Source organism: Hydrogenophaga flava NBRC 102514 (genome assembly GCF_001571145.1).
Taxonomy (GTDB): Bacteria; Pseudomonadota; Gammaproteobacteria; order Burkholderiales; family Burkholderiaceae_C; genus Hydrogenophaga; species Hydrogenophaga flava.
Genome location: NZ_BCTF01000011.1, coordinates 1 through 25,219 on the forward strand (window position 1 = coordinate 1; position 25,219 = coordinate 25,219).

Below are 25,219 nucleotides of genomic sequence, written 5' to 3' on the forward strand. Positions count from 1 at the left end.
TAGTGCTACGGGCATGGCTGCGAATCGGGCATGGGCGCCGCTGATCGCTGGCTAACCGCCTAAGAATGACGCGATCGCTTGAGTCGTCGGGTATGACCCCGCATTCAACGGTCAAGCTCTGCGCATATGTCGTCCAGCACGTATGGCCGACCACGCAAGGAGCGCACAAACGCCCGAACGGGCTGTGTATGTCTCAGCAGACGCCTGAGTCATCAACCCCCTGGCACTTCCCAGACCCGATCACCGCCCACTGCATGAAAGCGCCGGCCCGGCGCCGCGGGCAGCGCATACCCACCAGTGAACGCGCCAAAGGCCGGCAGCACGGCCTGGCCCGGTTCGCTCACGAAGCAGGGCAGGCGCAGCGCGTCGCGCGCGGGGCCGCTGAGCTGGCAGACCGGGTGCAGGTGGCCGGCGAGCACGAAGTGGGTGGGGTGCGTTTGTGGGTGGTGGCAGCAGGCGAAGGGGCCGAGCAGCCAGGGCTCGCCCACCACCTCGATGTGCGCCTCGGGCGGCGGGTCGCCCGCGCGGTCGTCGTGGTTGCCGCGCACCAAGGTCATCGCCAGGTCGCGGTGGCGTTCGCGCCAGTCGTGCAGGGCCTTGAGCACCGGTGGCGTGCGACCGCTGGCCGCGTGCAGGAAGTCGCCGAGGAACACCAGCCTTTCGGGGCGGTGCTGCGCGATGAGCTCGCTCAGCCGCGCGAGGTTGTCGCGCGTGGTGCCGCCGGGCACAGGCTGGCCCAGCGCGCGGTAGCTGGCGGCCTTGCCCAGGTGCAGGTCGGCGATGAACAGCGCCTGGCCCGCCGGCCACCACAGCGCGTGCGCGGGCAGCAGGTGCAGCGCCTCGCCGGCCCAGTGGACGGTGGCGTGCCCGTCAGGCGTAGTCGTAGGTGCCACCTTTTTCGAGTGCTGTCTTGTAAGCCTGGCGGGCGTGGATCTTCTTGAGCCAGGCCATGGTGGCCGGGCGGGACGGGCCGAGGCCGGCGCGCGAGACGGCGGCTTCGAGCGGGAAGCTCATCATGATGTCGGCCGCGGTCATGGCCTTGCCGGCGAACCAGGGGCGCGAGGCCAGCACCTGCTCCACATAGTCCAGGTGCACGTCCACCATGGGCTGCACCTTTTTCACCGCAATCCCGCCGATCAGCGGCACCTTGCTCATGGCCAGCATCAGCAGCAGGTTGGGCATGAGCGAGCCTTCGGCGTAGTGCATGAACTGGCGGTACTGCAGCAGCCCCTCGCCCTGGTTGGCGGGGCCGAGCTTGCCGGTCTTGTCCACCAGGTATTCGCAGATGGCGCCGGTCTCCACCAGCTTGAGCTTGCCGTCTTCCAGCACCGGCGACTTGCCCAGCGGGTGCACCTTCTTCAATTCGGGCGGCGCGAGCATGGTCGCCTTGTCGCGCTCGTAGAAGCGGATCTCGTAGGGCAGTTCCAGCTCTTCGAGCATCCACAGCAGGCGCTGCGAGCGGGAGTTGTTCAGGTGGTGGACGATGAGGCTCATGGTGAGAACGGTCCTTTGCGACGGGGCCTGTGCAGGGGCGGGTGGACCCGCATTGTGCGGGCTCCGTCTCAAGCTTGCAGCCGCCTCAGCCGCCGCTGCGCAGCAGCATGGCCGGGCTCAGGCGCATCTGCGACAGCAGGTAGCGCGCGCCCAGGGCCATGCTCAGGCCGCTGACGGCCAGCGCGGTCACGCCGCCGCTCCAGTACAGGCCGGCCGGGCTCATGTCCAGCCGCCACAGCAGCAGGCCGGTGGCCAGGGCGCTGCCGGCCAGCAGGGCGAAGCCGGCGGTGACGCTGGCGAGCAGCACGTATTCCCACACCAGCACGCCGCGCAGCAGCGAGTGGCGCGCGCCCAGCGCGTGCATCACCGTCGCGTCGTAGAGCTGGCGGCTGCGGCTGGCGGCGACCACGCTGGCCAGCACCAGCAGGCTGGCCGCCAGGCACACGCCGGCCACCACGCTCAGGCCGCCGCTGGCGCGGCCCATCAGCGCGCGGGTCTCGCGCAGCATGGACTCGGTGCGCGCGGTGGCGATGTTGGGCGCGGCGGCGGCCAGCCGGTCCTGCGCGTCCAGCGTCTGCTCGGCCGGCATCCAGGCCGCGCCCACGTGGCGGGTGATGAAGGGGTCGAGCACGCCGTCGCTGAAGATGGCTTCGAGCCACAGGCGCGACTGCATGCGCCGCTGGCTGTAGATGGCGGCCAGCTGCGCTTCCACCGGCTGGCCCAGGATCTCGAAGCGCAGGCGGTCTCCGACCTTCAGGCCCAGCTCGTCGGCCTCGCGGTCTTCCATTGCTACCAGAGGTTCGCCGCGGTGGTCGGTGGGCCACCAGGCGCCGCGGTCGATGACCACATCGTCGAAGTTGCCGCTGCGGTCACTGAGCTTGTGCTCGTCGCGCGATTCGCGGTCGCGTTCGGTGTCACCGCTTTCGCGCAGCGCCGCGCCGTTGACGGCCACCAGACGGCCCAGCACCAGCGGCGCGGTTTTCACATCCTGCAGGCCGGGCGAGGCCTGCAGCGTCTCGCGCAGCAGCGGGATCTGGTCGGTCTGCACGTCGTAGAACACCAGGGCCGGCGCCTGCGCGGGCACGGTGTCGTTCACGGTGCGCAGCAGGGTGACCACCACGAGGGTGCAGGCCACCAGCAGCGTGAGCGCCGAACCCAGCGAGAGCAGGGCGGTGCGCAGCGGCGACTGCGGCTGCTGCAGGCCCGCCAGCGCCAGTTGCAGCGGCAGGGGCAATGCGCGGTGGTGCTGCAGCCGCGAGGCCCCGCGGCGCAGGCCGCGCGTGGCCATGTCGAGCACCGCCAGCACGGCGGCGGTGGCGGCCACGAAGGCCAGGCCAAAGCGCGGGTCGGGCAGGGTGGTCACCAGCAGCGCCAGCGTCAGCACGGCGGCGCCCGCGGTGGCCTGACGCGCCCAGCGCGGCACGGTCAGCGTGGCGCCCTCGGTGCCGCGGAACAACACCGCCGGCGAGACCGACAGCGCCCGCCCCAGCGCCGGCAACGAAAACGCCAGCGCGGTCAGCACGCCGAACAGCAGGGCCACCAGCGCCGGCTGCCACAGGCCGGCCAGCAGGAAGCTCACCGGCAGCTTGTCCGCCGCCAGCTGCGCGCCGGCCAGCGCCAGCCCCAGGCCGAGCGCCACGCCCACCGCGCTGGCCAGCAGCGCCAGCAGCCCGATCTGCAGCAGCACGAAGGCGGCCAGCCGCCGGTCGCGCAGGCCCAGCGCGCGCAGCGTGGCCAGGCCGGTGAGCTTGCCCTGCAGGTAGGCCTGCACGCTGTTGAACACGCCCAGGCCGCCTATGAACAGCGCCGAAAAGCCGATCAGCAGCAGGCCCGAGCCGATCTGGCCCAGCACCTCGGCCATGCGGTCGCTGCGCTCGTCGAAGCTGCGCACCTCGGCGTCCAGCGCCGGGAAGGCAGCGAGAAACGCATCACGCCAGGCGGGGGCGGCGTCGGGCGTGCGCACGCGGTAGCGGTATTCGACGCGGCTGAGCGGCTGCACCAGGCCGGTGGCCATCGGCGCGCCCTCGGCCACCAGCACCGGCGCGGCGCCCCAGTCGGCGCGCAGGCTGCGGTCGGGCTGGCGCACCACCAGCGCGCGCACGGTGAGCGGCAGGTCGCCAATGTGAATGCGGTCGCCGGCCTTGAGGCCCAGGCGCGTGGCGAGCGAGGCGTCGATGGCAGCGCCCCAGCGGCCGTCTTGCTGCGCCAGGGTGTCGGCCAGCGCGCCGGCCGGCTGCAGCGCCACCGTGCCATACAGCGGGTAGGCGGCGTCGGCGCTCAGCAGCTCGATGAGCTGCGCGCGGCCGGCCTCGGTGCGCAGCATGGTGCGCAGCTCGATCACGCGCGAGACCGTGCCGCGCGCCTGCATCCAGGCCAGGGCGTCGGCCGGCAGCGGCGTGGGCGATTCCACCTCCACGTCGCCACCAAACAGCAGGCGCGCGTCGTGCCGCAGCGCGTCGGCCACCTGGCGGTAGAGGCCACCGCCCGCGGCCACCAGCGACACGCCCAGCACCAGGCAGGCCACGAAGATCCACAGCCGCCGGCCGCTGGCGCGCAGGTCGCGCCAGGCCAGGTCAAGCAGGAAGGGCATGGGCGCTCTCCGGCTGACGGGTCACAGGCGTCTCGTGCAGCTGCCCGTCGTGCAGGCGCAGCACGCGGTCGCAGCGGGCGGCAAAGTCCAGGTCGTGCGTCACCAGCACCAGCGTCGTGCCCAGTTCGCGGTTGAGGCTGAACAGCAGCTCGCGCACCGACTCGGCGGTCTGGTCGTCGAGGTTGCCGGTGGGCTCGTCGGCCAGCAGCAGCTGCGGCCGGTGCACCAGGGCGCGGGCGATGGCCACGCGCTGCTGCTCGCCGCCCGAGAGCTGCGAAGGCCGGTGGTGCAGGCGGTCGCCCAGGCCGACGCGGCGCAGCATGTCGGCCGCGGTCTCGCGCGCGCCGCTGGCCCCGGCCATCTGCAGCGGCAGGGCGGCGTTGTCCAGCGCGCTCAGGCTGGGCAGCAGGTGGAAGCTCTGGAACACGATGCCGATGCGCTCGCGCCGCAGGTCGGCCAGGCCGTCGCTGTCCAGGCTGGCCAGGTCGGTGCCGGCGATGCGGATGCGGCCGGCCGCCGGGCGCTCCAAGCCACTGAGCAGCAACAGCAGCGAGGTCTTGCCGGAGCCGGAGGGCCCGGCGATCGCCACGCGGGTGCCTGCTGCTATGCGCAGCTGCACGTCGCGCAGCACGGTCACCTGCCGCGGGCCGAGGGCGTAGTGCATGGAGAGGCCGTCGGCCTCGATCAGGTGTGGTGTGTTTTGGGGCATGGGCGGTGTGAGGGGCGGCGGGCGATCAAGTTCCCCGGCTTTTGCGCCGCCGCTCAGCGCGGGCGCCGGGGGCGGTGTGGCCGGCGTTCGCGTTTTCCGTCCGCGGTCTTCTTCTCCGGTGCCCCCTCGCGCCCGAAGGCCAGCGATTCGCGCACCGCGTCGGCGTCGCTGGTGGCGGCTCCGCCGGCCGCCTTCTCCAGCGGGGCCAGCATGCGCGCGATGCGGTCGGCCACGCTTTCGTTGCTGAGCTTCTCGCGCAGGCGCTCGACCAGCAGCGGGAAGGCGAACGGCGTCGCGCGTTCCAGAGCCTTGAGCACCAGGGTCTGCCGCGCCATGCGGTGCAGGGAGCTGCGCAGGCGGCCGATCTCCAGCTCCTGCGCCAGCAGCTCGGCCTCGGCCTGCTGCAGCAGTCGGTTGCCGGGGTCGTACTTGCGGAACACCTCCCAGAACAGGCTGCTGGAAGCCTGCAGCTGGCGGCTGCTTCGTTTCTCGCCGAGGTGGCCCTGAAAAATCAGACCCGAGACGCGCGCGATCTCGCGGAAGCGCCGCTGGGCCAGTTCGCTGGCGTTCAGGCTCTGCAGGATTTCGTTTAGCAGTGCATCGTCGTCGGTCTGTTCCTTCAGCAGCTCCGGCAGCAGCGCAGGCCAGTCAATCTCCGTCGCGCTCAGCAGTTCGAAGCCGTAGTCGTTGACCGCGATGGAAAACGTGTTGGGCGCCCGCTGCGCCACGCGCCAGGCGATCAGGTTCGCCAGGCCCAGGTGCGCGTGCCGGCCGGCGAAGGGGTAGAGGAAGAGGTGCGTGCCTTCGCGCGAGTGCATCACCTCGGCCAGCAAAGTGTCGGGCGAGGGCAGGGCAGACCACTGTGCCTGCAGTTCCAGCAGCGGTTTGGCGGCCTGCAGTTCGGGGTCGTCACAGTCGCCGGCCTGCACCCGCGCCAGCTGCGCCACCACCGCGTCGGCCAGCGTGGTCGAGAGCGGCATCTTGCCGCCGTTCCAGCGCGGCACGGCGGGCTTGCGGCCCGTGGCGCGTTTGACCCAGGCCGTCATGTCGTGGATGCGCACCAGTTCCAGCAGGCGCCCGCCGAAGGTGAAGCAGTCGCCGGGCTTCAGGCGCGCGGCAAAGCTCTCTTCCACGTTCCCGATCTTGCTGCCGCCCACGTACTGCACCGCCATGCTGGCGTCGCTGACGATGGTGCCGATGTTCATGCGGTGGCGGCGGGCCAGTCGAGCGTCGGGCACACGCCAGACGCCGTCTTCATCGGGCACGGCGCGGCGGTAGTCCGGGTAGGCGGCCAGCGACGCGCCGCCCTGCGACACGAATTCCAGGCACCAGCGCCAGTGGTCCTCGGGCAGCTCGGCGTAGGCGGCGGTGGTTCCGATTTCCACCAGCAGTTCGTCGGGCCTGAAGCCGCCGCCCAGCGCGACGGTCACCAGGTGCTGCACCAGCACGTCCAGCGGCTGCTTCGGCGTTTCACGCGCCTCGATCAACCCGGTCTTCACGGCGGCGCGCGCCGCCGCGCCTTCCACCAGTTCCAGGCTGTGCGTGGGCACGATGCTCACGCGCGAGGGCCGGCCCGGCGCGTGGCCCGAGCGGCCGGCGCGCTGCAGCAGGCGCGCAATGCCCTTGGGCGATCCGATCTGCAGCACGCGCTCGACCGGCAGAAAGTCCACGCCCAGGTCCAGGCTGCTGGTGCAGACCACGGCGCGCAGCTCGCCCGCCTTCAGCCCGGCCTCCACCCACTCGCGCACCGCCCGGTCCAGCGAGCCGTGGTGCAGCGCGATCAGGCCCGCCCACTCGGGCTTGGCGTCCAGCAGCGCCTGGTACCAGATCTCGGCCTGCGAGCGCGTGTTGGTGAACACCAGCGTGCTGCCGCTGCTGGCGATCTCGTGCACCACGGTCGGCAGCATGGCCAGGCCCAGGTGGCCGCCCCAGGGAAAGCGGTCCACGCGCGGCGGCAGCAGGGTGTCGATGGTCAGCTGCTTGGGCGTCTGCCCGCGCACCAGCCGGCCGGTCGCGGCGGCTTGCGGGCCGAGCAGGCTGTGAATCGCTTCGTCCAGATTGCCCAGCGTGGCCGACATGCCCCAGACGCGCAGCGCCGGGTTGAAGCGCCGCAGCCGCGCGATGGCCAGCTGCGTCTGCACGCCGCGCTTGTTGCCCATCAGCTCGTGCCACTCGTCCACCACCACCAGAGCGGTGCGGCCCAGGGTCTCGGGCGCGTCGGCGCGCGCGATCAGCAGGCTCAGGCTCTCGGACGTGGTCACCAGCACCGTGGGTAGGCGCTCGGCCTGCTTGGCGCGCTCGCTGCTGGACGTGTCGCCGCTGCGCGCGCCGGCGGTCCAGGCTGGTGCCAGGTCGGACAGCGGTTCTTTCAGTGCGCGCAGCGTGTCGGCCGCCAGCGCGCGCATGGGCGTGAGCCAGACCACGGTCAGCGGCGGCGTGCGCTTGGCGTCCGCATCGGCCAGCGCCTGCAACGCACCCAGCCACACGGCATAGGTCTTGCCGGCGCCGGTGGTGGCGTGCAGCAGGCCGCTCTCGCCGCGCGCCATCGCGTCCCACACCTCTTGTTGAAACGGGAACGGCGTCCAGCCGCGCGCGCCCATCCAGGCGGCGGCGTCGGGGCGTTGGGGGGCAGGGGCGTGGGCGGGCACGGTGCGGCCATTCTGGCAGCGGGTCCGCCCCAGCGCCCGGACAGGGTCAAGCCCGCGGCCGCGTCACCCACCAGGCCGAAGCCACGATCAGCAGGCCGCCGATCCAGCCTTGCAGCGCCATGTGTTCGCCCAGCCAGAACACCGCGATCAGCGCGCCCCACAGCGGCTCGCTGCCCATCAGCAACGCCACCCGCGAGGGGCTGGTGCGCGAGGCCGCACGGTTCTGCACGAAGAAGGCCAGCACCGTGCACAGCAGCACGAGAAAGGCCATGGCGCCCCAGAACGTGGTGCTGGTGGGCAGCGGCACCCACAGCGGCGTCTGGAACGCTGCCATCAGCAGCGCGCAGCCCAGCGTCATCACGCCCATCTGCACCGCGGTCATGGTGAGCGCGGGCAGGCCGTGGCGCTGACCATGGCGGCGCGTCAGGCAGACCATGACGCCGCGCAGAAAGGCGGCCAGCACCATCAGCGCGTCGCCCCAGGCCAGCGAGGACAGGGCGCCGCCGTGCTGGAAGGCCAGCAGCCCGGCGCCCAGCAGCGACACGGCCGCTGCCGCCAGCGTCGTCCCCGATGGCTTGTCCCCGAGCAGCCACCACTCGCACAGCGGCGTGAAGGCCACGCACAGGCTGATCAGGAAGGCCGCGTTGGACGCGGTGGTGAGCGACACGCCGAAGGTCTCGCAGACGAAGATGGCCAGCAGGTTGGCGCCCAGCAGCGCCGCACCGGCCAGCGCGGCGGGCCAGGACGGCCCGGCCAGGTGGCGCAGCGCCGGCAGCAGCAGCACGAAGGTCAGGCCGAAGCGCAGCAGCAGGAACTGCAGCACCGGCACTTCGGCGGTGGCGAGCTTGGCGGCGCTGTAACTGCCACCCCAGATGACGGCGACCAGCAGGAGCAGCCATTCGACACGGGGCGCACGGACCTTGGGGGCGAGCAGGGTGTGGGAAACAGACATGCGGCGATTGTTCGGTCAGGCCTGACAGCCGACTAGACTGGCCGGCAGAACAGGAGTTGTGCGCGGTGAGAACAGATTACGTCCTTGAGGTGATGCACGAACTGGTGGCCTTCGTCCGCGTGGCCGAGGCCGGCAGCTTTTCGGCGGCGGCCCGGCAGCATGGGCAGACGCCGTCGGCCGTCAGCCGCCAGGTGGCGCGGCTGGAAAAGTTCATGGGTGTGGCCCTGCTGCAGCGGAGCACGCGCCAGCTGCGCCTGACCGAGGCGGGGCTGGAGGTGCTGGAGCGCGGGCGCGAGATGGTGGCCGCGGCCCAGGCCACGGTGCGCGTGGCGGAGGGCCATGTGGGCGAGCCGCGCGGGCGGGTGCGCATCAGCGCCCCCAAGGCCGTCGCGCGCCAGTTGCTGCACCAGCCCTTGCTGGACTTTCTGCAGCGTTACCCCGAGGTGGATCTGCACCTGATGGTGGTGGACCGCCCGGTCGATGCGCTGCGCGAGGGCGTGGACCTGGTGGTGCGCCTGACCGACGACCCGCCGCCGGGCATGGTGGCCCGCGCCCTGATGCCGGTGCGCCAGTGCGTGCTGGCCAGCCCGGCCTACTTGGCGGGCCGCGCACCGGTGCACACGCCGGCTGACCTGATCGCCCACAGCTGCATTGCGCTGGGCGAACAGGAGCGCGACAACCGCTGGCGCTTTGTGCAGGGCGACGAGGTGGTTGAGGTGGCGGTGGGCGGCCGCTACACCGTCAACCACAGCGAGATGCGGCTGGCCGCTGTGGAGGCCGGCCTGGGCGTGGGGTGTGTGCCCGACTTCGTGGCGCGCGAGGCACTGGCCGCCGGGCGCGTGGTGCGCCTGCTGCCCGACTGGGTGTTCGACAACGCCTACCAGGGCACGGCCTACCTGCTGTTCCCCGCTTCACGGCACACGCCGCCCAAGGTGCGCGCACTGATCGACCACCTGCTGGCCGCGCTCGGCCCAGCGGCTCAGCCGGGCTGACCGGGCCCGTCCGGCAACAGGGCCGCCAGCGTCTGCAGCGTGTCGGCCTCTTCCACAGGCTTGTCCTCGCGCCAGCGCAGCATGCGAGGGAAGCGCACCGCGATGCCGCTCTTGTGGCGCGGGCTGCGCGCGATGCCCTCGAACCCAAGTTCAAACACCAGTGTGGGCCGCACGCTGCGCACCGGGCCGAAGCTCTCGATGGTGGTGGCGCGGATGATGGCGTCCACCTTCGCCATCTCGGCGTCGCTCAGGCCCGAGTAGGCCTTGGCGAAGGGCACCAGCTGCCGGCCTTCGGTGCCGGGCGGTGCGTTCCACACCGCGAAGGTGTAGTCGCTGTAGATGCTGGCCCGGCGGCCATGGCCGCGCTGGGCGTAGATCAGCACCGCGTCCACGCTCATCGGGTCGATCTTCCACTTCCACCAGGTGCCCGCGGCCTTGGTGCGGCCCACGCCGTAGGCGCTGCTGCGCTGCTTGAGCATGAAGCCTTCGGTGCCGCCTTCGCGGGCTTCTTCTCGCAGCGTTGCAAGTTCCGTCCAGGTGGCACCGGTCAGCAGCGGGCTGGCGATGAGCAGCGGGTGGTTGAGGTCTTGTACCAGCGTGTCCAGCGCCGCGCGGCGGGCGTGGAGCGGCTGTTCGCGCAGGTCCTGGCCGCCGTGTTCGAGCAGGTCGTAGGCGAGCAGGGCCACCGGCAGCTCGCGCAGGATCTTGGGGCCGAGGGTCTTGCGGCCGATGCGCTTCTGTAGATCGGCGAAGGGCTGCGGTTTCCCATCTCTCCACACCACGATCTCGCCGTCCAGCACCGTGCCTTCGGGCAGGGCCTCGCCCAGCGCGGCCAGCTCGGGGAAACGTTCGGTTACCAGCTCCTCGCCGCGCGACCACAGCCAGACCTGGCCCGCCCGCGCCACCAGTTGCGCGCGGATGCCGTCCCACTTCCATTCCACCTGCCAGTCGGCGGTGGGACCAAGCAGCTCGTCGAAGCGGTCCAGCGCTTCGTTGAACGGGTGCGCGAGGAAGAAGGGGTAGGGCTGGCCGCTGGTCTGCTGGTTCTGCTCGGTCGCGTTCTCGGGCGCCACCAGTGCCGCGTAGTCGGCGGCAGACGGCTGGGCGCCGATGTGGGTGTAGCCCATGAGCCGTTGGGCCACGCGCTTGGGGTCCACACCCGCCACGGCCGCCAGTGCCTGTGTCACCTGCAGCTTGGACACGCCGACGCGGAAGCCGCCGGTGATGAGCTTGAAGTAGACGAAGCGCTGGTCGTCGGGCAGGGCGTTCCACTGCTCGCGCAGGCGTTCGGCCAGCGCCTCGGGTGGCAGACCGCGCAGCGGCAGCAGGTGCCGGGTCAGCCACTCGGCCAGGCCACGGTCCAGCGGCGCCGTGGCCGGCGGCAGCAGCAGCGACACGGTCTCTGCCAGGTCGCCCACGGTCTGGTAGCTCTCTTCGAACAGCCATTCGGGCAGGCCTGCGGCTGCTTGTGCCAGTTCGCGCAGCGCGCGCGTGGGCACGGTCTGACGCGGTTTGCCGCCGGCCAGGAAGTACACCGCCCAGGCCGCGTCCTCGGCGGGCGCTTCGCTGAAGTAGCGCTGCAGCGCGGCCTGCTTCTCGCGCGTGGCGGTGCTGGCGTCCAGCTCGCGGTAGAGGGTGGCGAAGCGCTTCATTGAGCAGGCCCCGCAGGCGCAGCTTCAACGGCCTTGTCCGCCGCGTCCTCGTCGCCGTACTCGGTCTCGAAGGCCTGTGCGTCCAGCCCCTGCTCGGTCAGCCAGCGCACCAGCACCGGCACGCTGCCGTGCGTCACGCGGATGTGTTCGGCGCCGGTGGCTTTGATGGCGCTCATCAGCCCGGGCCAGTCGGCGTGGTCGGACATGACGAACCCCCGGTCCACGCCGCGCCGCCGCCGCGTGCCGCGCACCAGCATCCAGCCGCTGGCGAACGCGTCCACCGCGTCGGCGCCAAAGCGCTTCATCCACGGCGTGCCCTGGGCCGAGGGTGGCGCGACCACCAGCGAGCGCTGCAGCGCGGTCTTGTCGAGTTCAGTCACGCGGTGCGTCGGCGGCAGCGCCACGCCGGCCGCGCGGTACACCGCGTTCAAGGGCTCCACCGCACCGTGCACGACGATGGGGCCGATGCTGGTGTCCACCCTGTGCAGGATGCGCTGCGCCTTGCCGAAGGCGTAACACAGCAGCACCGAGGCGCGGCCTTCGTCGGCGTTGCGCCGCCACCAGGCATTGATCTCGTCGAACAGCACCGCCTGCGTCGGCCAGCGGTAGATGGGCAGGCCGAAGGTGGATTCGGTGATGAAGGTGTCGCAGCGCACCGGCTCGAAGGGCGCGCAGGTGCCGTCGGCCTCGGTCTTGTAGTCGCCCGACGCCACCCAGACCCTGCCGCCGTGCTCCAGCCGCACCTGCGCCGAGCCCAGCACGTGCCCGGCCGGGTGCAGCGACAGGCGCACGCCGTGGTGTTCGATCACCTCGCCGTAGTCCAGCGTCTGCAGGTTGATGTCCGCCCCCAGGCGCTGGCGCAGCGTGCCGGCGCTGTGGGTGTGCGCCAGGTAGTGGGCGTGGCCCCAGCGCGCGTGGTCCGAATGGCCATGCGTGATCACGGCCCGTTCCACCGGCCGCCAGGGGTCGATGAAGAAGTCGCCCGCTGGGCAGTACAGGCCTTCGGGGCGGGCGACGATGAGGTCGGCGGCAGGGGCGGTGGGGGTGGCGGCCATGGCGCACGCCAGTGTGCCGCAGGCGCCTTGCGGCGCCCTCTCGGTCCCCGCAGAAACCCCAGGGATGTCGACCTGGGGCGGGCGGGTCTCTGTCAGACTGCGCGTCGGCCGAACGCTGCGGGCCGCAACCGTCAAAAAAATAGGAGGCGTATGTCTGGGGGTGACTGGAAGGAGATGTTCAACGCCGGTTGCGCGGGCGACCTGGCGCTGGTGGAACACCATGTGAAGTCGGGCGTCGACGTGAACTACGCCCACCCGGAGTTCCTGTCCACGCCGCTGGTCGCAGCGATCCTGGCGGGGCAGGAGGCGGTGGCCCTCTACCTGCTGGACCATGGCGCCAACCCGGCCCTGCCGTCCGAGTTCGATGCCGCCACACCGCTGCAGGCCGCCCGGCAGATGGGCCTGGTGGCGGTGGAGGAGAGGCTGTACGCGATGGGCGTGCCCCGGCCGCCTGCGGACGTGGGCCTTGCGCTGGAGCGCCCGCCTTCGAGAACGCTGGCGCTCACCGGGGCGGTGGTGTACGGGGTGCTGTTCGTCGCGCTGGCGGTGGGGGTGGCCTATGGCCTGGGCCTGCGCTGCGAGGGCTTTGGCTGCATGGGTCTGGGGGTTTACTGGTTCGCCTGGTCGGTGGTGTACGCGGTGTCGGGCCTGATCGGCCTGTGGGCGCGCTCGGTCGGCCGGCGTGCGGGCGTGGCGGTGGGGCTGCTGAGATGGCTGGTCCGCCTGCACCTGCTCATGGGGCTGGCGCTGCTGGCGCTGTGGTGGTTCGCTTCCTGAGGCCGGCGGCCGGTTGACCGGCCCGCCACCGCCAGGCACAGTCACCAGCCTGTTCTTTCAAGGAGGTCACCATGTCCGCGAGTCCCCACGCCATCAGCTGGTTCGAGATTCCCGCCAACGACTTCGCCCGCGCCAAGGCGTTCTACGAGGCCGTGCTCGGCCGCCCCATCGAGACCATGACCATGGGGCCGTCCACCATGGGCTTTCTGTCCACCAGCCCGGAGGCCATCGGCGGCGCCATCGTGCACGGCGACGGTACCGCGCCGTCAAAGAGCGGCACCCTGATCTACCTCAACGGGGGTGACGACCTGGCGGTGATGCTGGCCCGGGTGGAGCCGGCCGGCGGCATGGTGGCCGTGCCCAAGACCGACATCGGCAGCGGCTTCGGCTTCTTCGCCCACTTCATCGACACCGAAGGCAACCGCGTCGGACTGCATTCGATGGCGTGACGGGCGTTTTTTCGGTACGGCGCCCCTTGGGTGGGGCGCTGGCTAAGTGGTGAAAAGGGAGTGGTTTGCCGTGTGTCTGCGACGAGATTTTTTGGGGCGAAGCCTCGTGTGGGCTGCAATGGGCCTCGGTTTGCAGGGTTGCCGATCTCCTCTGCTGCGCTATTCAATGCCTTCGGCGGCAGAGGGTGAGTTCAGTCCGTCTGAGGTGGACCGTCTCCTCGCGAAAGAGATCGAGAAGTTGTCCCCACCATCGCTCGACAAACCCTTGAAGGCCATCACCGTGCTAGCGCCAGACTACCCCCACTGGATTTCGAGAGTGCACTCCGGCAGCGTCCTGATCCGGTTCACGATCAATCCGCAAGGGCTGGTGACTGGCGTGACGCCTAGGCCGGATGACAACCCGGAGCTGGTCCGGTTGATGACCGAAGCGCTGGAGACCTGGCGGTTCGAGCCGCCGCTGCGCGACGGCAAGCCCACGTCCGTTCGCATGAACCTGCCATTCCGCTTTGCCGTGCAATGACCGTGGCCAGACGGTTCAGCCGCGCAACGTCGTCCGCGCGGGCGACAGCATCTCCTCCGTCAGCCCGCAGTCGCTGATGTGCGCAGGCAGCGGCAGACCGCGCGCCAGCGCCGCGCAGGCCTCGCCCATGGCCGCGCTGGTCTGGATGCCGTAGCCGCCCTGCGCCGCGCACCAGAAGAAGCCCGGCGCCGTCGCGTCGAAGCCTCCCACCAGCTCACCATCGGCCACGAAGGAGCGCAGCCCGGCCCAGGTGTGGGTGGGGCGTGGTGTGAGCGTGGTCCAGGTTTCGAGTGCGTGCAGGCCCAGCGCGATGTCCAGCTCTTCGGGCTGCACGTCCTGCGGGTGCGTGGGGTCCTGGTTGACCGGCGAGGCGAGCAGGGCGCCCGCGTCGGGCTTCATGTAGAAGCTCTCGTCGGCCGCCAGCAGCAGCGGCCAGTGCGCGGTGTCGGTGCCGGCCGGCGGCAGGAAGGTGAAGGCGGTGCGGCGTTTGGGCACCAGGCCGATGGGGGCCAGGCCCGCCAGCTGCGCCACCGCGTCGCACCACGCGCCGGCGGCGTTGACCAGCACGGGCGCTGCGAACTCGGCACCCGCCGCCGTGCGCACCCGCCACAGCCCGTCGCGGTGTTCGATGGCCACCACCTCGGCATCGCACACCAGCGTGCCGCCCGCATGCCGGAAGCCGCGCAGGTAGCCCTGGTGGATGGCGTGCACGTCCATGTCAAAACTGTCGGGCTCGTAGATCGCCGCGCTCACCTTCTCCGGCCGCAACGCCGGCACCATGGCCAGCGCATCGTTGGCGTCCAGGCGGCGCCCGCGCGGGCTGGTCTGCTGAAGGGTGGTCCAGGCCTCATCCAGGTGGTGCATTTCCTCCGGCCCGGCCACCGTCAGCAGCCCGCGCGCCGTGAGCAGCGGCGCCTCGGCGAAGCCCGGTGGCGGGTTCAGGAAGAAGGGCTCGCTGGCGCGCGACAGCGCCCGTACCTGCGGCGGCCCGTAGCTGGCGATGAACTGCGCCGCCGAGCGCCCGGTGCTGTGGTAACCCGGCTGGCTCTCGCGTTCGAGCATGAGGCAGCGGCCGTGTGGCGCGAGGAAGTGGCCGATGGACGCGCCCGCGATGCCGGCGCCGAGGATGAGGAAGTCGTGTGTGGTGGCGGTCATGGCAGGATGTTGCCATGACCGACCCGAAACGCTTTCTCTTCCTCGTCGCCTCCACCCGCGAACCGGGCCACGTCGGCAACACCGAGTGGCTGGCCCGACAGGCCGCGGCCAGCCTGCCCGCCGACACCGCCCAGACCTGGGTGCACCTGGCCCGCGCCGGCATCCCCGAATTCGTCGACCAGCGCCACACCGAGGGCAGCTACCCCATGCCCGATGACGGCAGTGTGATGCGCGGCCTGCTGGACCAGACCCTGGCCTGCACCGATCTCGTCTTCGTCGCGCCGGTCTACTGGTTCAGCTTCCCGAGCACGCTCAAGGCCTACCTGGACCACTGGAGCGCCTGGCTGCGCGTGCCGGGGCTGGAGTTCAAGGCACGGATGAGCGCCAAGCGCCTGTGGCTGATCACCACCAACGGCGACCGGGCCAAGGCCCAGCCCATGATCGACTCGACCGCCATGTGTGCCAAGTTCCTGGACATGCCGCTGGCCGGGGTGCTGTGGGGCAAGGGCGGACCACCCGACGCGGCGAAGGGCGACGAGCATGCAGTGGCCGCCGCTCCGACGTTCTTTCTCGGGGTGCCCGACCGCGACTGACGGCGGACCGCCCGATGGGCGTCACTGGGTCGAGAGGTCGAAGATCCGTTTCATCTCGACCCATTTTTCGCCGTCGGGCGTCCAGGGCGTGGGCGCCTGGTAGGTCCACATCAGCGTCTCCCAGCGCTGAATGTGCGGGTTGGCGAGCGAGGCCTCGGCCATCGCCTGCGCGCTGTACACCGCCGGGTCCACTTCCATCACCATGAACAGGCGCGTGCCCAGGCGGTAGATCTCCATGCCGCGCACGCCCTGGGCGCGCAGGTGGTCGCGCACCTCGGGCCAGATGCGTTCATGGGCTTTCTCGTAGTCGGCGATGCGCTGGGCATCGTCGACCAGGTCCAGTGCCAGTGCGTAGCGCATGGGGGCTCCGGGAGAGGGTCAGGTCAGGGCTCGGTCCAGATGGGTGTAGCCGCCGTCGACAAACACCCACTGCCCGGTCGTGTGCGACGAGGCGTCGGAGAGCAGGAACACGCAGGTGCGCGCCATTTCTTCCGAAGTCGTCATGCGGTGGCCCAGCGGAATCCTGGCGGTGATGGCGGCCAGCTTCTCGGCGGGGTTGTCGAAGGTCTGGATCCAGCGCTCGTACAGAGGGGTCATCACCTCGGCCGGAATCAGCGCGTTCACCCGGACGCCGTCGGCCAGCAGCGACGCCGCCCACTCGCGCGTGAGCGACAGCTGGGCGCCCTTGGACGCGGTGTAGCCGCTGGTGTTGCCCTGGCCGGTGAGCGCGGTCTTGGACGACACGTTGACGATGGCGCCTTTGGTGGCCTTGAGGTGGGGCACGCAGTAGTGCGCCATCACGTAGTAGTGGACCAGGTTGCGCTCCAGCGAGGCCATGAAGGCCTCGCGGCCTGCGTCCAGGCCGATGCCGTCGTTTACGCCGGCGTTGTTCACCAGGCCGTCGATGCGGCCGAAGCGCGCCACCGTCTGCTCCACGGCCGCGCGGCAGGCCGCGTCGTCCGAGAGCTCGACCTGCACGAAGAGGTGCTGCGCCGTGCGGGCCTTCAGCTGCGCCATGAACTCCTCCGTCATGGGGCTCTTGCCCAGGATGACGGGGATGGCGCCTTCGTCGGCCAGGGTGAGCGAGATGGCGGCGCCGATGCCGCTGGCGCCACCGGTGACGATGACAACCTTGTCTTTCAGATGCAGGTCCATGGGAGGGAATGGGGTGGGGAAGGGTGGGGCCGTCAGGCCGTGGTCGCCGGTGGGTTCAGGCCGTAACAGCGGATGGCGTTGCCACTCCAGAACGCCTCCTGTTCCGCGGCGCTCAGGCGCGAGGAAGCCCATTGCTCGGCCAGCTCGTGCACCAGGTCGTAGGGCGCCGCCAGCTGGCACACCGGCCAGTCGGAGCCGAACATCAGGCGCTGCGGGCCGAAGGCCTCCAGCGCCTGGTCGAAGCACACGAGGATGTGGTGGGCGTCCTGGCGCGTCAGGTCGGGCCGGTGCGGCCAGTCGGTCTCGGTCACCAGGCCCGAGAGCTTGCACATCACGTGCGGCATCGCGGCCAGTTCGCGCAGGCCCTGCCGCCAGGCGGGCGAGGCGGTGTCGTCCCGCCACTCGCGCAGCGCGGGTTTGCCCACGTGGTCCAGCACCAGCCAGTGTGCGTCGTGGCGGGCGCACAAGGCCACCGCGGCGGGCATCTGGTGTTCGAACACCAGCACGTCGTAGACGCGCTGGTGCCGTTGCAGGGTCTGCAGGCCTTGCCGGTGGGCCGGGGCTTCCACCCAGGCCATGGCATCGGCCTCGTCCTGCAGGATGTGGCGCAGGCCCTTGAAGGCCGGGTGGGCGCACCAGGCCTGCAGCCGTGCTTCCAGATCGGCGGCCGCCAGATCGGCCCAGCCCACCACGCCCAGCACCTCGGGGTGGCGCTCGGCCTGCTGCAGCAGGAAGTCGGTCTCGTCGGGCCGCGTGCGGGCCTGCACGGCCACCACCGCGTCCACGCCCGCCGCCCGCAGGGCCGCGCGGTTGTCCGGCGGCAGGCAGTCCCGCCGCAGGGCGGGCATGGCCTCGCTGATCCAAGGGAACTCCGGCGCGTTGTAGTGCCAGAAGTGCTGGTGGGTGTCGATCTTCATGCGGCGGCTGGCCTGAACTCGTACTGCTTCAGGGATTCAGGCTTCATCTCGATCGAGAAGCCCGGCGCCGTGGGCGGCATGTACGCGGCACCGCGGACCACGCAGGGGTCCTTGAAGTGTTCGTGCAGGTGGTCCACGTACTCGATCACCCGGCCTTCGTGCGTGCCGGCAATGCACAGGTAGTCGATCATCGACAGGTGCTGCACGTACTCGCACAGGCCCACGCCGCCCGCGTGCGGGCACACCGGCAAGTTGTACTTCGCGGCCATCAGCATCACGGCCAGGATCTCGTTCACACCGCCCAGGCGGCACGAGTCGATCTGCACCACGTCGATGGCGCCGCGCATGATGAGCTGCTTGAAGATGATGCGGTTCTGGCACATCTCGCCCGTGGCCACCTTCATCTTGCCCAGCATCGCCTCGCGGATCTGGCGGTGGCCCTCGATGTCGTCGGGGCTGGTGGGCTCTTCGATGAACCACGGTTTGGCAAACGCCAGCTCTTCGAGCCATGCAATGGCCTGCGGCACGTCCCAGACCTGGTTGGCGTCGATCATCAGGTGGCGGTCCGGCCCCAGCACCTCGCGCGCGATGCGCAGGCGGCGGATGTCGTCGGCCTGGTCGCGCCCCACCTTGAGCTTGATGTGGTGGAAGCCCGCGTCGACGGCCTCCTGCGCCAGGCGGCGCAGCTTGTCGTCGGGGTAACCCAGCCAGCCCGCCGAGGTGGTGTAGCAGGGGTAGCCCTCGCGCTGCAGCCGTGCCCGGCGCTCGTCCTTGCCCACGGCGCGCTCTTTCAGCAGCGCCAGCGCCTCCTCGGGCGTGATGCAGTCGGTGATGTAGCGGAAGTCGATCAGCTTGACGATTTCTTCCGGGCTCATGCGCGCCACCAGTTCCCACACCGGCACGCCTTCCTGCTTGGCCCACAGGTCCCACACGGCGTTGACCACCGCGCCCGTGGCCAGGTGGATCGCTCCCTTGTCGGGGCCGATCCAGCGCAGCTGGCTGTCGGAGGTGATGTGGCGCCAGAAGCGGCCCATGTCCTCGGCCACCCAGGCCATGTCCAGGCCCACCACCAGGTGGCGCATGGCCTCGATGGCGGCGCAGCAGATCTGGTTGCCGCGCCCGATGGTGAAGGTCAGGCCGTGGCCTTCCAGTCCGGGCCGGTCGGTTTCCAGGACCACATAGGCCGCGGAATAGTCCGGGTCCGGGTTCATCGCGTCCGAGCCGTCCAGATGCTGGGACGTGGGAAAGCGCACGTCCACGACGCGCAGGTCGGTGATCGTGGTCATGTCAGGCCTGCACGGTCTTCTGGGTCTGGGTTCCGAGGCCGTCGATGCCCAGGCGCATGGTCTGCCCGGCGCGCAGGTAGACCGGCGGCTTCTGCCCCAGGCCCACGCCGGGCGGGGTGCCGGTGGAGATGACGTCGCCCGGCTGCAGGCTCATGAAGCGGCTCAGGTAGCTGATCAGGAAGGCCACGCCGTAGACCATGGTGGCGGTGCTGCCGTCCTGGTAGCGCTTGCCGTCCACCTCCAGCCACATGCGCAGTGCCTGCGGGTCGGGCACCTCGTCGGCGGTCACCAGCCAGGGGCCGGTGGGGCCGAAGGTGTCGCAGCCCTTGCCCTTGTCCCAGGTGCCGCTGCGGTCGAGCTGGTACTCGCGTTCGGACACGTCGTTGACCACGCAGTAGCCGGCGACATGCGACATCGCGTCGGCCTGCTCGATGTAGCGGCCGCCTTTGCCGATCACCACGCCCAGTTCCACTTCCCAGTCGGTCTTGACCGAGCCGCGGGGGATTTCCACGTCGTCGTCGGGCCCGACGATGGCGCTGGTCCATTTGTTGAACACCACCGGCTCGGGCGGCACCGGCATGCCGCTCTCGGCCGCGTGGTCGGAGTAGTTCAGGCCGATGCAGATGAACTTGCCCACCTGGCCCACGCAGGCGCCCAGGCGCAGGTCCTGTTGCGGTGTGCCGGCCACCAGCGGCAAGCTGTTGAGGTCGAGGCCGCGCAGGCGCGCCAGGCTCTCCGGCAGCAAGGCCGCGCCGGCCACATCGGCGATCACGCCGGAGAGGTCGCGCACGCGCCCCTGGGCGTCGAGCACGCCGGGTTTTTCCTGGCCGGGGGATCCGTAGCGCAAGAGTTTCACTTTTAGTCCTTGAGGTGTTGGCTCCCCGCGCCGCGCCAGCGGTGCGGGGAGGGTGGGTGGTGGATCAGTCGTACAGAACAGCGGCGACCTTGGGGTCGTTCATGTTCGATTTGTCGTAGTAGTAGAAGCCGGTGTCGATGATCTTGGGCAGCTTCTCGCCTTTGAGCGTCTTCACCGCGGCTTCCACGGTCTTGTAGCCGATGCCCACCGGGTTCTGGGTGATGGCGCCGGCGATGGTGCCGTCGTTGATCATGTCCTTCTGGGCCTTGCCCGAGTCGAAGCCGATGATCACGAGGCCAGTCTTCTTGGCTTCCTTGATGCCCTTGCCCGCACCGATGGCGCCGGGTTCGTTGGTGCCGAAAATGCCCTTGAGCTTGGGGTGCGCCTGCAGCAGCGCCTTGGCGATCTCGGCCGACTTCAGCTGGTCACCACCGTACTGCACGTCCACCACCTTGATCTTGGGGTACTTGGCCTTGATCTGGTTCAGGAAGCCGTCGCGGCGGTCCACGCCGGTGCGGCTGGTCTGGTCGTGGGCGATCACCGCCACCTCACCTTCGCCACCGATCTTCTCGGCCATCTTGTCGGCGGCCAGGGCGGCGGCGGCCACGTTGTTCGTGGTGGCCGTGGTCACCGGGATGTCGCTGTCCACGCCGGAGTCGAACGCGATCACCGGGATCTTGGCGGCCTGGGCCTTCTTCAGCAGCGGAATGGCGGCCTTGCTGTCCAGCGCGGCAAAGCCGATGGCGGCAGGCTTCTTGGCCATGGCGGCCGACAGCATGTCGATCTGCTTGTCGACCTGCTGTTCGGTCTCCGGTCCTTCGAAGGTCACCTTGACCTTGTACTCCTTGGCGGCCTGGTCGGCGCCCTGCTTCACGGCCTGCCAGAACTGGTGCTGGAAGCCCTTGGACACCAGGGGGATGTAGACCTCCTGGGCCGATGCGAAGCTGGTGAAGCCGGCCAGTGCCAGGCCCGCGGTCAGTGCCAGCAGGGTTCTCTTGGTGTTCATGTTTGTCTCCGTTTGAAATAGCTTGGGTTGGGGGGAATCACGAAAGAGGGAAAGGGGTGCAAGGTCAAAGGCTTGTGGCGTGGTGCGGCCTCCTCATGGCTTGTTGCGGCGCAGGTTGTCGGTGTAGACCGCCAGGATGATGATCAGACCGGTGAGCACCATCTGCCACTCCTGCGCCACCGACATGATGCGCAGGCCGTTGATCAGCACGCTCATGATGAAGGCGCCGATGATGGTGCCGAGGATCGTGCCCACCCCGCCGCTGAGCGAGGTGCCGCCGATCACCACCGCGGCGATGGCGTCCAGCTCGTAGCCCTGGCCCAGCGCGGGTTGCGCCGAGTTCAGGCGCGAGGCGATCAGCAGGCCGGCGATGCCGCAGATGCCGCCGGAGAAGGAGTAGATGATCACTTTCCAGCGGTCCACGTTCACGCCCGACAGGCGCACTGCTTCCTCGTTGCTGCCCAGGGCGAAGGTGTAGCGGCCCAGGGCGGTCTTGTTCAGCACCACAGCACCGACCACGGCCACCAGGAACATGATGATCACGCCGTTGGGAATGGGCAGCGCCGGGATCAGGTCGCCCAGCAGCGAGCCCAGCGAGATCTGGTCGAAGCCCTCCGCGTCGCTGAAGTAGATCGGGCGGGTCTGCGTGATCAGCAGGGACAGGCCCTTGAGCAGCATCATCATGCCCAGCGTGGCAATGAACGGCGGCACCTTGAGCTTGGTGATGGCCAGCCCGGAGACGCAGCCCGAGAGCGCGCCCATGCCGATGGCCAGCACGATGCCCAGCGGCATGGGCAGGCCCAGGTTCACCATGAACACGCCGGCCATCACTGCGCAGAAGGTCATCAGCACGCCCACGGAGAGGTCGATGCCCGAGGTGATGATGATGAAGGTGCTGGCAATCGCCAGTACGCCGATCACCGTGGTGGACTGCAGGATGCCGATGATGTTGTCCTGCGTCATGAAGGCATCGGGCTTGAGCACGCTGAACACCACGATCAGCGCGATCAGGCTGGCAAAGGCCAGCAGTTTCTGTTTGGCCTGGCCGCCGGAGAGGCGGGCCAGCCAGGAGGGAGCGGTGTTTTTGTCGGTCATGGCGGGGTCTGGTTGTCTCTGGTCAATCGCGCCGGGTGGCCAGGGCCATCAGGCTTTCCTGTGTGGCGGCATCGCCCGGCACCTCGCCGGTGATGCGGCCCTCGCACATCACCACGATGCGGTGGCTCAGCAGCAGCACCTCGGGCAGTTCGCTGGAGATGACGATGATGGCGCGCCCCTGCGCGGCCAGCTCGTTGAGCAGCTTGTAGATCTCGCTCTTGGCGCCCACGTCGATGCCGCGCGTGGGCTCGTCGAAGATCAGCACCTCGCAGTCCTGCACCAGCCACTTGGCGATCACCACCTTCTGCTGGTTGCCGCCCGAGAGCAGGCGCGCCGTCTGCGTGAGCGAGGGCGTCTTGATGCGCAGCTTTTCCACCATCTGCTGCCCGATGGCGCGGATGGCCGGCTGGTTCAGGAACACGCCCCACTTGAGCCAGCGCCGCAGGCTGGGCAGGGTGATGTTGGACTCCACGTCCATGCCCGTGGCCAGGCCGAAGTGCTTGCGGTCTTCGGAGAGGTAGCCGATGCCCGCGCGCACCGCGTCCTGTGGCGAACGCAGCCGGATGGGCTCGCCGCGCACCCGCACCTCGCCCGAGTCGATCGCATCGGCACCGAACACGGCGCGCGCCACCTCGGTGCGGCCGGCGCCCATCAGGCCCGCAAAGCCCAGGATCTCGCCGCGGCGCACGCTGAAGCTCACGTCCCGGATGGCGCGGCCCCGGTTGAGGCCACGCACGTCCAGCAGCACCTCGCTGGCCGAGGTGTCGGGGATGTGCTTTTCCGCCTGGGTCAGCTGGCGTCCGACCATCATCGCGATCACCTCCGCCATGGGCGTGGTGGCCGGCACGGTGGCGACATAGGTGCCGTCGCGCATCACGGTGATGCGGTCGGCGATGCGCTGGATCTCGTCCATCTTGTGCGAGATGTAGACGATGCCCACGCCCTCGCTGCGCAGCTGCCGGATGATGCGGAACAGCTCCTCGATCTCGGCGTTGTTCAGCGCGGCGGTGGGCTCGTCCATGATCAGCACGCGCGACCTGTGCGACAGCGCCTTGGCAATCTCCACCATCTGCTGGCGAGCCACGGTCAGATCGCCCACCACGGTGGTGGGCGCCAGCGCCAGGTTCATGCGGTCGAACAGCACCTGCGCATCGCGGTTGAGCTGCTCGTCGTCCAGCAGCAGGCCGCCGAGCTTGCGCGGTTCGCGGCCGAGGAAGATGTTCTGGGCCGCCGTGAGGTGCCCCATCAGGTGCAGCTCCTGGTGGATGATGCCGATGGCCAGCGACTGCGCGTGCGCCGGGCTCTCGATGTCCACCGGCTGGCCGTCCAGCAGCACCTCGCCGCTGTCCTTGCGGTAGACACCGGCCAGGATCTTCATCAGCGTCGACTTGCCCGCGCCGTTCTCGCCCATCAGGGCGTGGACCTCGCCGGGGCGCAGGTCGAACTGCACCCGGTCCAGCGCCTTCACGCCGGGAAACGACTTGCTGAGGTTCTGGACCGAGATCAGGGGCGCCACGGAACGACCTGGTGGGCTGGGCCGGTCCATCGTCAGATCGTCACGCCGCCGTCGACCAGCAGCGCCTGCCCGGTCACGAAGCGCGATTCGTCGCTGGCCAGGTACACCACCATCGGGGTGATGTCGTCCACCGTGGCCAGGCGGCCCATGGGCTGGCGGGCGATGAAGTCCTTCTCGGCCTGCACCGGGTCGGCCGCGGAGGCGATGCGCCCGCGCAGGGACGGGGTGTCCACCGTGCCCGGGCACAGCGCGTTGGCGCGCAGGCCCTGCTTGACGTAGTCGGCTGCGAGCGATTTGGTCAGGCCGATCACCGCGGCCTTGGTGGCGCCGTAGGCGCAGCGGTTGGCAAAGCCCTTGATGCTCGACGCCATGGAGGCCATGTTGATCACGGACACGCTGCCGCCCTGGGTGCGGGCGTGTTCCAGCATGCCGGGCAGGAAGGCGCGCGTCATGCGAAACATGCTCTTGACGTTCAGGTCGAAGCTCAGGTCCCAGTCGGCCTCGGAACAGTCCAGCAGGCTGCCGTTGGCCACCATGCCGGCGCAGTTGAACAGCACGTCCAGCGCCGGGCTGCGCTGTGCCAGTGCCTGCACCGCGGCGTCGTCGCGCACGTCCAGCGTCACCACCTCGATGCCCGCGTGTTCGGCGGCCAGCTGTTGCAGCAGGGGCGCGTTGATGTCGGTGGCGATCACGCGCGCCCCCTCGGCGGCGCAGGCCAGCGCACTGGCGCGGCCAATGCCTTGCGCCGCGGCGGTGATGAGCACCGTTTTGCCTTTGAGTCGACCTTCATGCATGGGGTAAGTCCCGGTTGTTGAATTCACAGATAAACAGAAAATCCATGTATGAACAAAATCATAGGTGCATGTCCGCGGGGCCTGGCTCGGTACTTTCCCTAGCCGGACCCTGCGGTACAAACCAGCTCCACGCCCCATGCCCAGTGAAGAGAACCCCATGCCGACCACCACGCCCCGACCCCGCGGACGCCGCCCCAAGGCCGATCCCGCCCCCGACAGCGACGACCGCTACCGCGCCCCGGCGCTGGACAAGGGGCTGGACATCCTGGAGCTGCTGGCCACCCAGCCGCACGGGCTGACGCGGGCGGAAATCGTGAAAGAGATGGACCGCAGCGCAAGCGAGATCTACCGCATGCTCGAACGCCTGGTGGCGCGGCAGTACGTGATGCGCACGCGCTCGGGCGACCGCTACGCGCTCAGCCTCAAGCTGTTTGCGCTGGCCAACATGCACCCGCCGCTCAGCCGCCTGATCAACCAGGCGCTGCCCGTCATGGACGAGTTCACCCGCAAGGCCGAGCAGTCCTGCCACATGGGGGTGTACGACCGGGGCAACGTGCTGATCAGCGCCCAGGTCAACAGCCCCAGCGGCTGGAGCTTCGCGGTGCAGCGCGGCGCGCGCGTGGGCCTGGTGGACACGGCCTCGGGCCACCTGCTGCTGGCCCATGCCGACGAAGGCCAGTTCAACCGCATGCTGGCCGAGCACACGCCGCTGGACGGGGAGGTGCCCATCACCCTGGAGGAGCTCCAGGCCACGCTGGCCGCCATCCGGGCCCAGGGCTACCTGGAGCGCGAGAGCGCGCAGACCCTGGGCGTGGTGGACATTTCTTTCCCCATCCTCGGCCCCGACAACACCGCGCTGGCCACGCTGACCTGTCCCTACATCCGCCGGATCGACCGCCACGTCGGTCCGGACATGGCGCAGGTGCGCGAATACCTGCGCGAGGCGGCGGCCGCGCTCTCGCTGACGCAGGGCATGGGCGCCGCGTAGTCCGGGCGCCCGCCGTTCGC

General features: G+C 69.9%; 24 protein-coding genes. 6 read left to right on the forward strand and 18 right to left on the reverse strand.

What is annotated here, in order from left to right; all coding sequences use genetic code 11:
- Nucleotides 1–212: 212 nt before the first annotated feature.
- From pdeM to HFL01S_RS10985, 6 genes are all read right to left on the reverse strand, one after another.
- Nucleotides 213–893, reverse strand: a complete 681-nt coding sequence (gene pdeM / locus HFL01S_RS10960; RefSeq protein WP_066258314.1) for a ligase-associated DNA damage response endonuclease PdeM — start codon at nucleotides 891–893, stop codon at nucleotides 213–215.
- On the reverse strand, nucleotides 871–1,494 hold the full coding sequence (locus HFL01S_RS10965; RefSeq protein ID WP_066258318.1) for a glutathione S-transferase family protein: 624 nt from the start codon (nucleotides 1,492–1,494) through the stop codon (nucleotides 871–873). Before HFL01S_RS10965 ends, pdeM begins: the two co-directional genes overlap by 23 nt.
- Before the next feature lie 85 nt (nucleotides 1,495–1,579).
- The gene (locus HFL01S_RS10970) at nucleotides 1,580–4,084 is read right to left on the reverse strand and encodes an ABC transporter permease (RefSeq protein WP_066258322.1); all 2,505 of its coding nucleotides are present in this window, start codon (nucleotides 4,082–4,084) and stop codon (nucleotides 1,580–1,582) included.
- Complete coding sequence (locus HFL01S_RS10975; protein ID WP_066258324.1) at nucleotides 4,068–4,793, reverse strand: ABC transporter ATP-binding protein; 726 nt, start codon at nucleotides 4,791–4,793, stop codon at nucleotides 4,068–4,070. The genes HFL01S_RS10970 and HFL01S_RS10975 overlap by 17 nt, the downstream gene beginning before the upstream one ends.
- A gap of 53 nt (nucleotides 4,794–4,846) precedes the next feature.
- Complete coding sequence (locus tag HFL01S_RS10980) at nucleotides 4,847–7,393, reverse strand: ligase-associated DNA damage response DEXH box helicase (RefSeq protein WP_066258326.1); 2,547 nt, start codon at nucleotides 7,391–7,393, stop codon at nucleotides 4,847–4,849.
- Nucleotides 7,394–7,487: 94 nt separating this feature from the next.
- Nucleotides 7,488–8,393, reverse strand: a complete 906-nt coding sequence (locus tag HFL01S_RS10985) for a DMT family transporter (protein WP_066258327.1) — start codon at nucleotides 8,391–8,393, stop codon at nucleotides 7,488–7,490.
- A gap of 65 nt (nucleotides 8,394–8,458) precedes the next feature.
- Here HFL01S_RS10985 and HFL01S_RS10990 point away from each other — a divergent pair, with 65 nt between their 5' ends.
- Entirely contained in the window at nucleotides 8,459–9,385 is a 927-nt protein-coding gene (locus HFL01S_RS10990) for a LysR family transcriptional regulator (RefSeq protein ID WP_066258329.1), read from the forward strand.
- Here HFL01S_RS10990 and HFL01S_RS10995 read toward each other — a convergent pair.
- Nucleotides 9,373–11,037, reverse strand: a complete 1,665-nt coding sequence (locus HFL01S_RS10995; RefSeq protein ID WP_066258330.1) for an ATP-dependent DNA ligase — start codon at nucleotides 11,035–11,037, stop codon at nucleotides 9,373–9,375. The two genes, HFL01S_RS10990 and HFL01S_RS10995, sit on opposite strands and share 13 nt — an antisense overlap.
- The gene (locus tag HFL01S_RS11000; RefSeq protein WP_066258332.1) at nucleotides 11,034–12,092 is read right to left on the reverse strand and encodes a ligase-associated DNA damage response exonuclease; all 1,059 of its coding nucleotides are present in this window, start codon (nucleotides 12,090–12,092) and stop codon (nucleotides 11,034–11,036) included. The genes HFL01S_RS10995 and HFL01S_RS11000 overlap by 4 nt, the downstream gene beginning before the upstream one ends.
- A gap of 150 nt (nucleotides 12,093–12,242) precedes the next feature.
- On the opposite strand from HFL01S_RS11000, the gene HFL01S_RS25070 reads away from it, so the two are divergent.
- The 3 genes from HFL01S_RS25070 (at nucleotide 12,243) to HFL01S_RS25395 (ending at nucleotide 13,838) form a co-directional block, all read left to right on the forward strand.
- Nucleotides 12,243–12,869 (forward strand): ankyrin repeat domain-containing protein, encoded by a 627-nt coding sequence (locus tag HFL01S_RS25070; RefSeq protein ID WP_157538844.1) that lies wholly within the window; start codon nucleotides 12,243–12,245, stop codon nucleotides 12,867–12,869.
- 71 nt (nucleotides 12,870–12,940) lie between these two features.
- Nucleotides 12,941–13,318 (forward strand): VOC family protein, encoded by a 378-nt coding sequence (locus HFL01S_RS11010; protein WP_066258334.1) that lies wholly within the window; start codon nucleotides 12,941–12,943, stop codon nucleotides 13,316–13,318.
- A 265-nt stretch (nucleotides 13,319–13,583) separates the two neighbouring features.
- On the forward strand, nucleotides 13,584–13,838 hold the full coding sequence (locus HFL01S_RS25395; RefSeq protein WP_169802330.1) for an energy transducer TonB: 255 nt from the start codon (nucleotides 13,584–13,586) through the stop codon (nucleotides 13,836–13,838).
- 15 nt (nucleotides 13,839–13,853) lie between these two features.
- On the opposite strand, the gene HFL01S_RS11020 is transcribed toward HFL01S_RS25395, so the two are convergent.
- Nucleotides 13,854–14,993, reverse strand: a complete 1,140-nt coding sequence (locus HFL01S_RS11020) for an NAD(P)/FAD-dependent oxidoreductase (protein ID WP_066258338.1) — start codon at nucleotides 14,991–14,993, stop codon at nucleotides 13,854–13,856.
- A gap of 14 nt (nucleotides 14,994–15,007) precedes the next feature.
- Between HFL01S_RS11020 and HFL01S_RS11025 the strand changes: the two genes are divergently transcribed.
- On the forward strand, nucleotides 15,008–15,586 hold the full coding sequence (locus tag HFL01S_RS11025) for a flavodoxin family protein (protein WP_066258339.1): 579 nt from the start codon (nucleotides 15,008–15,010) through the stop codon (nucleotides 15,584–15,586).
- A 21-nt stretch (nucleotides 15,587–15,607) separates the two neighbouring features.
- Here the strand turns inward: HFL01S_RS11025 and HFL01S_RS11030 are convergent, their stop codons facing one another.
- The 9 genes from HFL01S_RS11030 to HFL01S_RS11070 form a co-directional block, all read right to left on the reverse strand.
- Nucleotides 15,608–15,946 (reverse strand): L-rhamnose mutarotase, encoded by a 339-nt coding sequence (locus HFL01S_RS11030; RefSeq protein ID WP_066258341.1) that lies wholly within the window; start codon nucleotides 15,944–15,946, stop codon nucleotides 15,608–15,610.
- A gap of 18 nt (nucleotides 15,947–15,964) precedes the next feature.
- The gene (locus HFL01S_RS11035) at nucleotides 15,965–16,741 is read right to left on the reverse strand and encodes an L-fucose dehydrogenase (RefSeq protein ID WP_066258342.1); all 777 of its coding nucleotides are present in this window, start codon (nucleotides 16,739–16,741) and stop codon (nucleotides 15,965–15,967) included.
- A 32-nt stretch (nucleotides 16,742–16,773) separates the two neighbouring features.
- Nucleotides 16,774–17,658 (reverse strand): L-fucono-1,5-lactonase, encoded by an 885-nt coding sequence (locus HFL01S_RS11040; protein WP_066258344.1) that lies wholly within the window; start codon nucleotides 17,656–17,658, stop codon nucleotides 16,774–16,776.
- Entirely contained in the window at nucleotides 17,655–18,944 is a 1,290-nt protein-coding gene (locus HFL01S_RS11045) for an L-fuconate dehydratase (RefSeq protein WP_066258346.1), read from the reverse strand. The genes HFL01S_RS11040 and HFL01S_RS11045 overlap by 4 nt, the downstream gene beginning before the upstream one ends.
- A 1-nt stretch (nucleotide 18,945) precedes the next feature.
- Complete coding sequence (locus tag HFL01S_RS11050; RefSeq protein ID WP_066258348.1) at nucleotides 18,946–19,800, reverse strand: fumarylacetoacetate hydrolase family protein; 855 nt, start codon at nucleotides 19,798–19,800, stop codon at nucleotides 18,946–18,948.
- Nucleotides 19,801–19,864: 64 nt separating this feature from the next.
- Entirely contained in the window at nucleotides 19,865–20,806 is a 942-nt protein-coding gene (locus HFL01S_RS11055; RefSeq protein ID WP_066258350.1) for an ABC transporter substrate-binding protein, read from the reverse strand.
- Nucleotides 20,807–20,899: 93 nt separating this feature from the next.
- Nucleotides 20,900–21,901 (reverse strand): ABC transporter permease, encoded by a 1,002-nt coding sequence (locus HFL01S_RS11060; RefSeq protein WP_066258352.1) that lies wholly within the window; start codon nucleotides 21,899–21,901, stop codon nucleotides 20,900–20,902.
- Nucleotides 21,902–21,923: 22 nt separating this feature from the next.
- Nucleotides 21,924–23,447 (reverse strand): sugar ABC transporter ATP-binding protein, encoded by a 1,524-nt coding sequence (locus HFL01S_RS11065; RefSeq protein ID WP_066258353.1) that lies wholly within the window; start codon nucleotides 23,445–23,447, stop codon nucleotides 21,924–21,926.
- Nucleotides 23,448–23,449: 2 nt separating this feature from the next.
- Nucleotides 23,450–24,211: an SDR family oxidoreductase gene (locus HFL01S_RS11070; protein WP_066258355.1), complete on the reverse strand. Its 762-nt coding sequence runs from the start codon at nucleotides 24,209–24,211 to the stop codon at nucleotides 23,450–23,452.
- 157 nt (nucleotides 24,212–24,368) lie between these two features.
- Between HFL01S_RS11070 and HFL01S_RS11075 the strand changes: the two genes are divergently transcribed.
- Complete coding sequence (locus HFL01S_RS11075; RefSeq protein WP_066258357.1) at nucleotides 24,369–25,199, forward strand: IclR family transcriptional regulator; 831 nt, start codon at nucleotides 24,369–24,371, stop codon at nucleotides 25,197–25,199.
- Nucleotides 25,200–25,219: the final 20 nt, after the last annotated feature.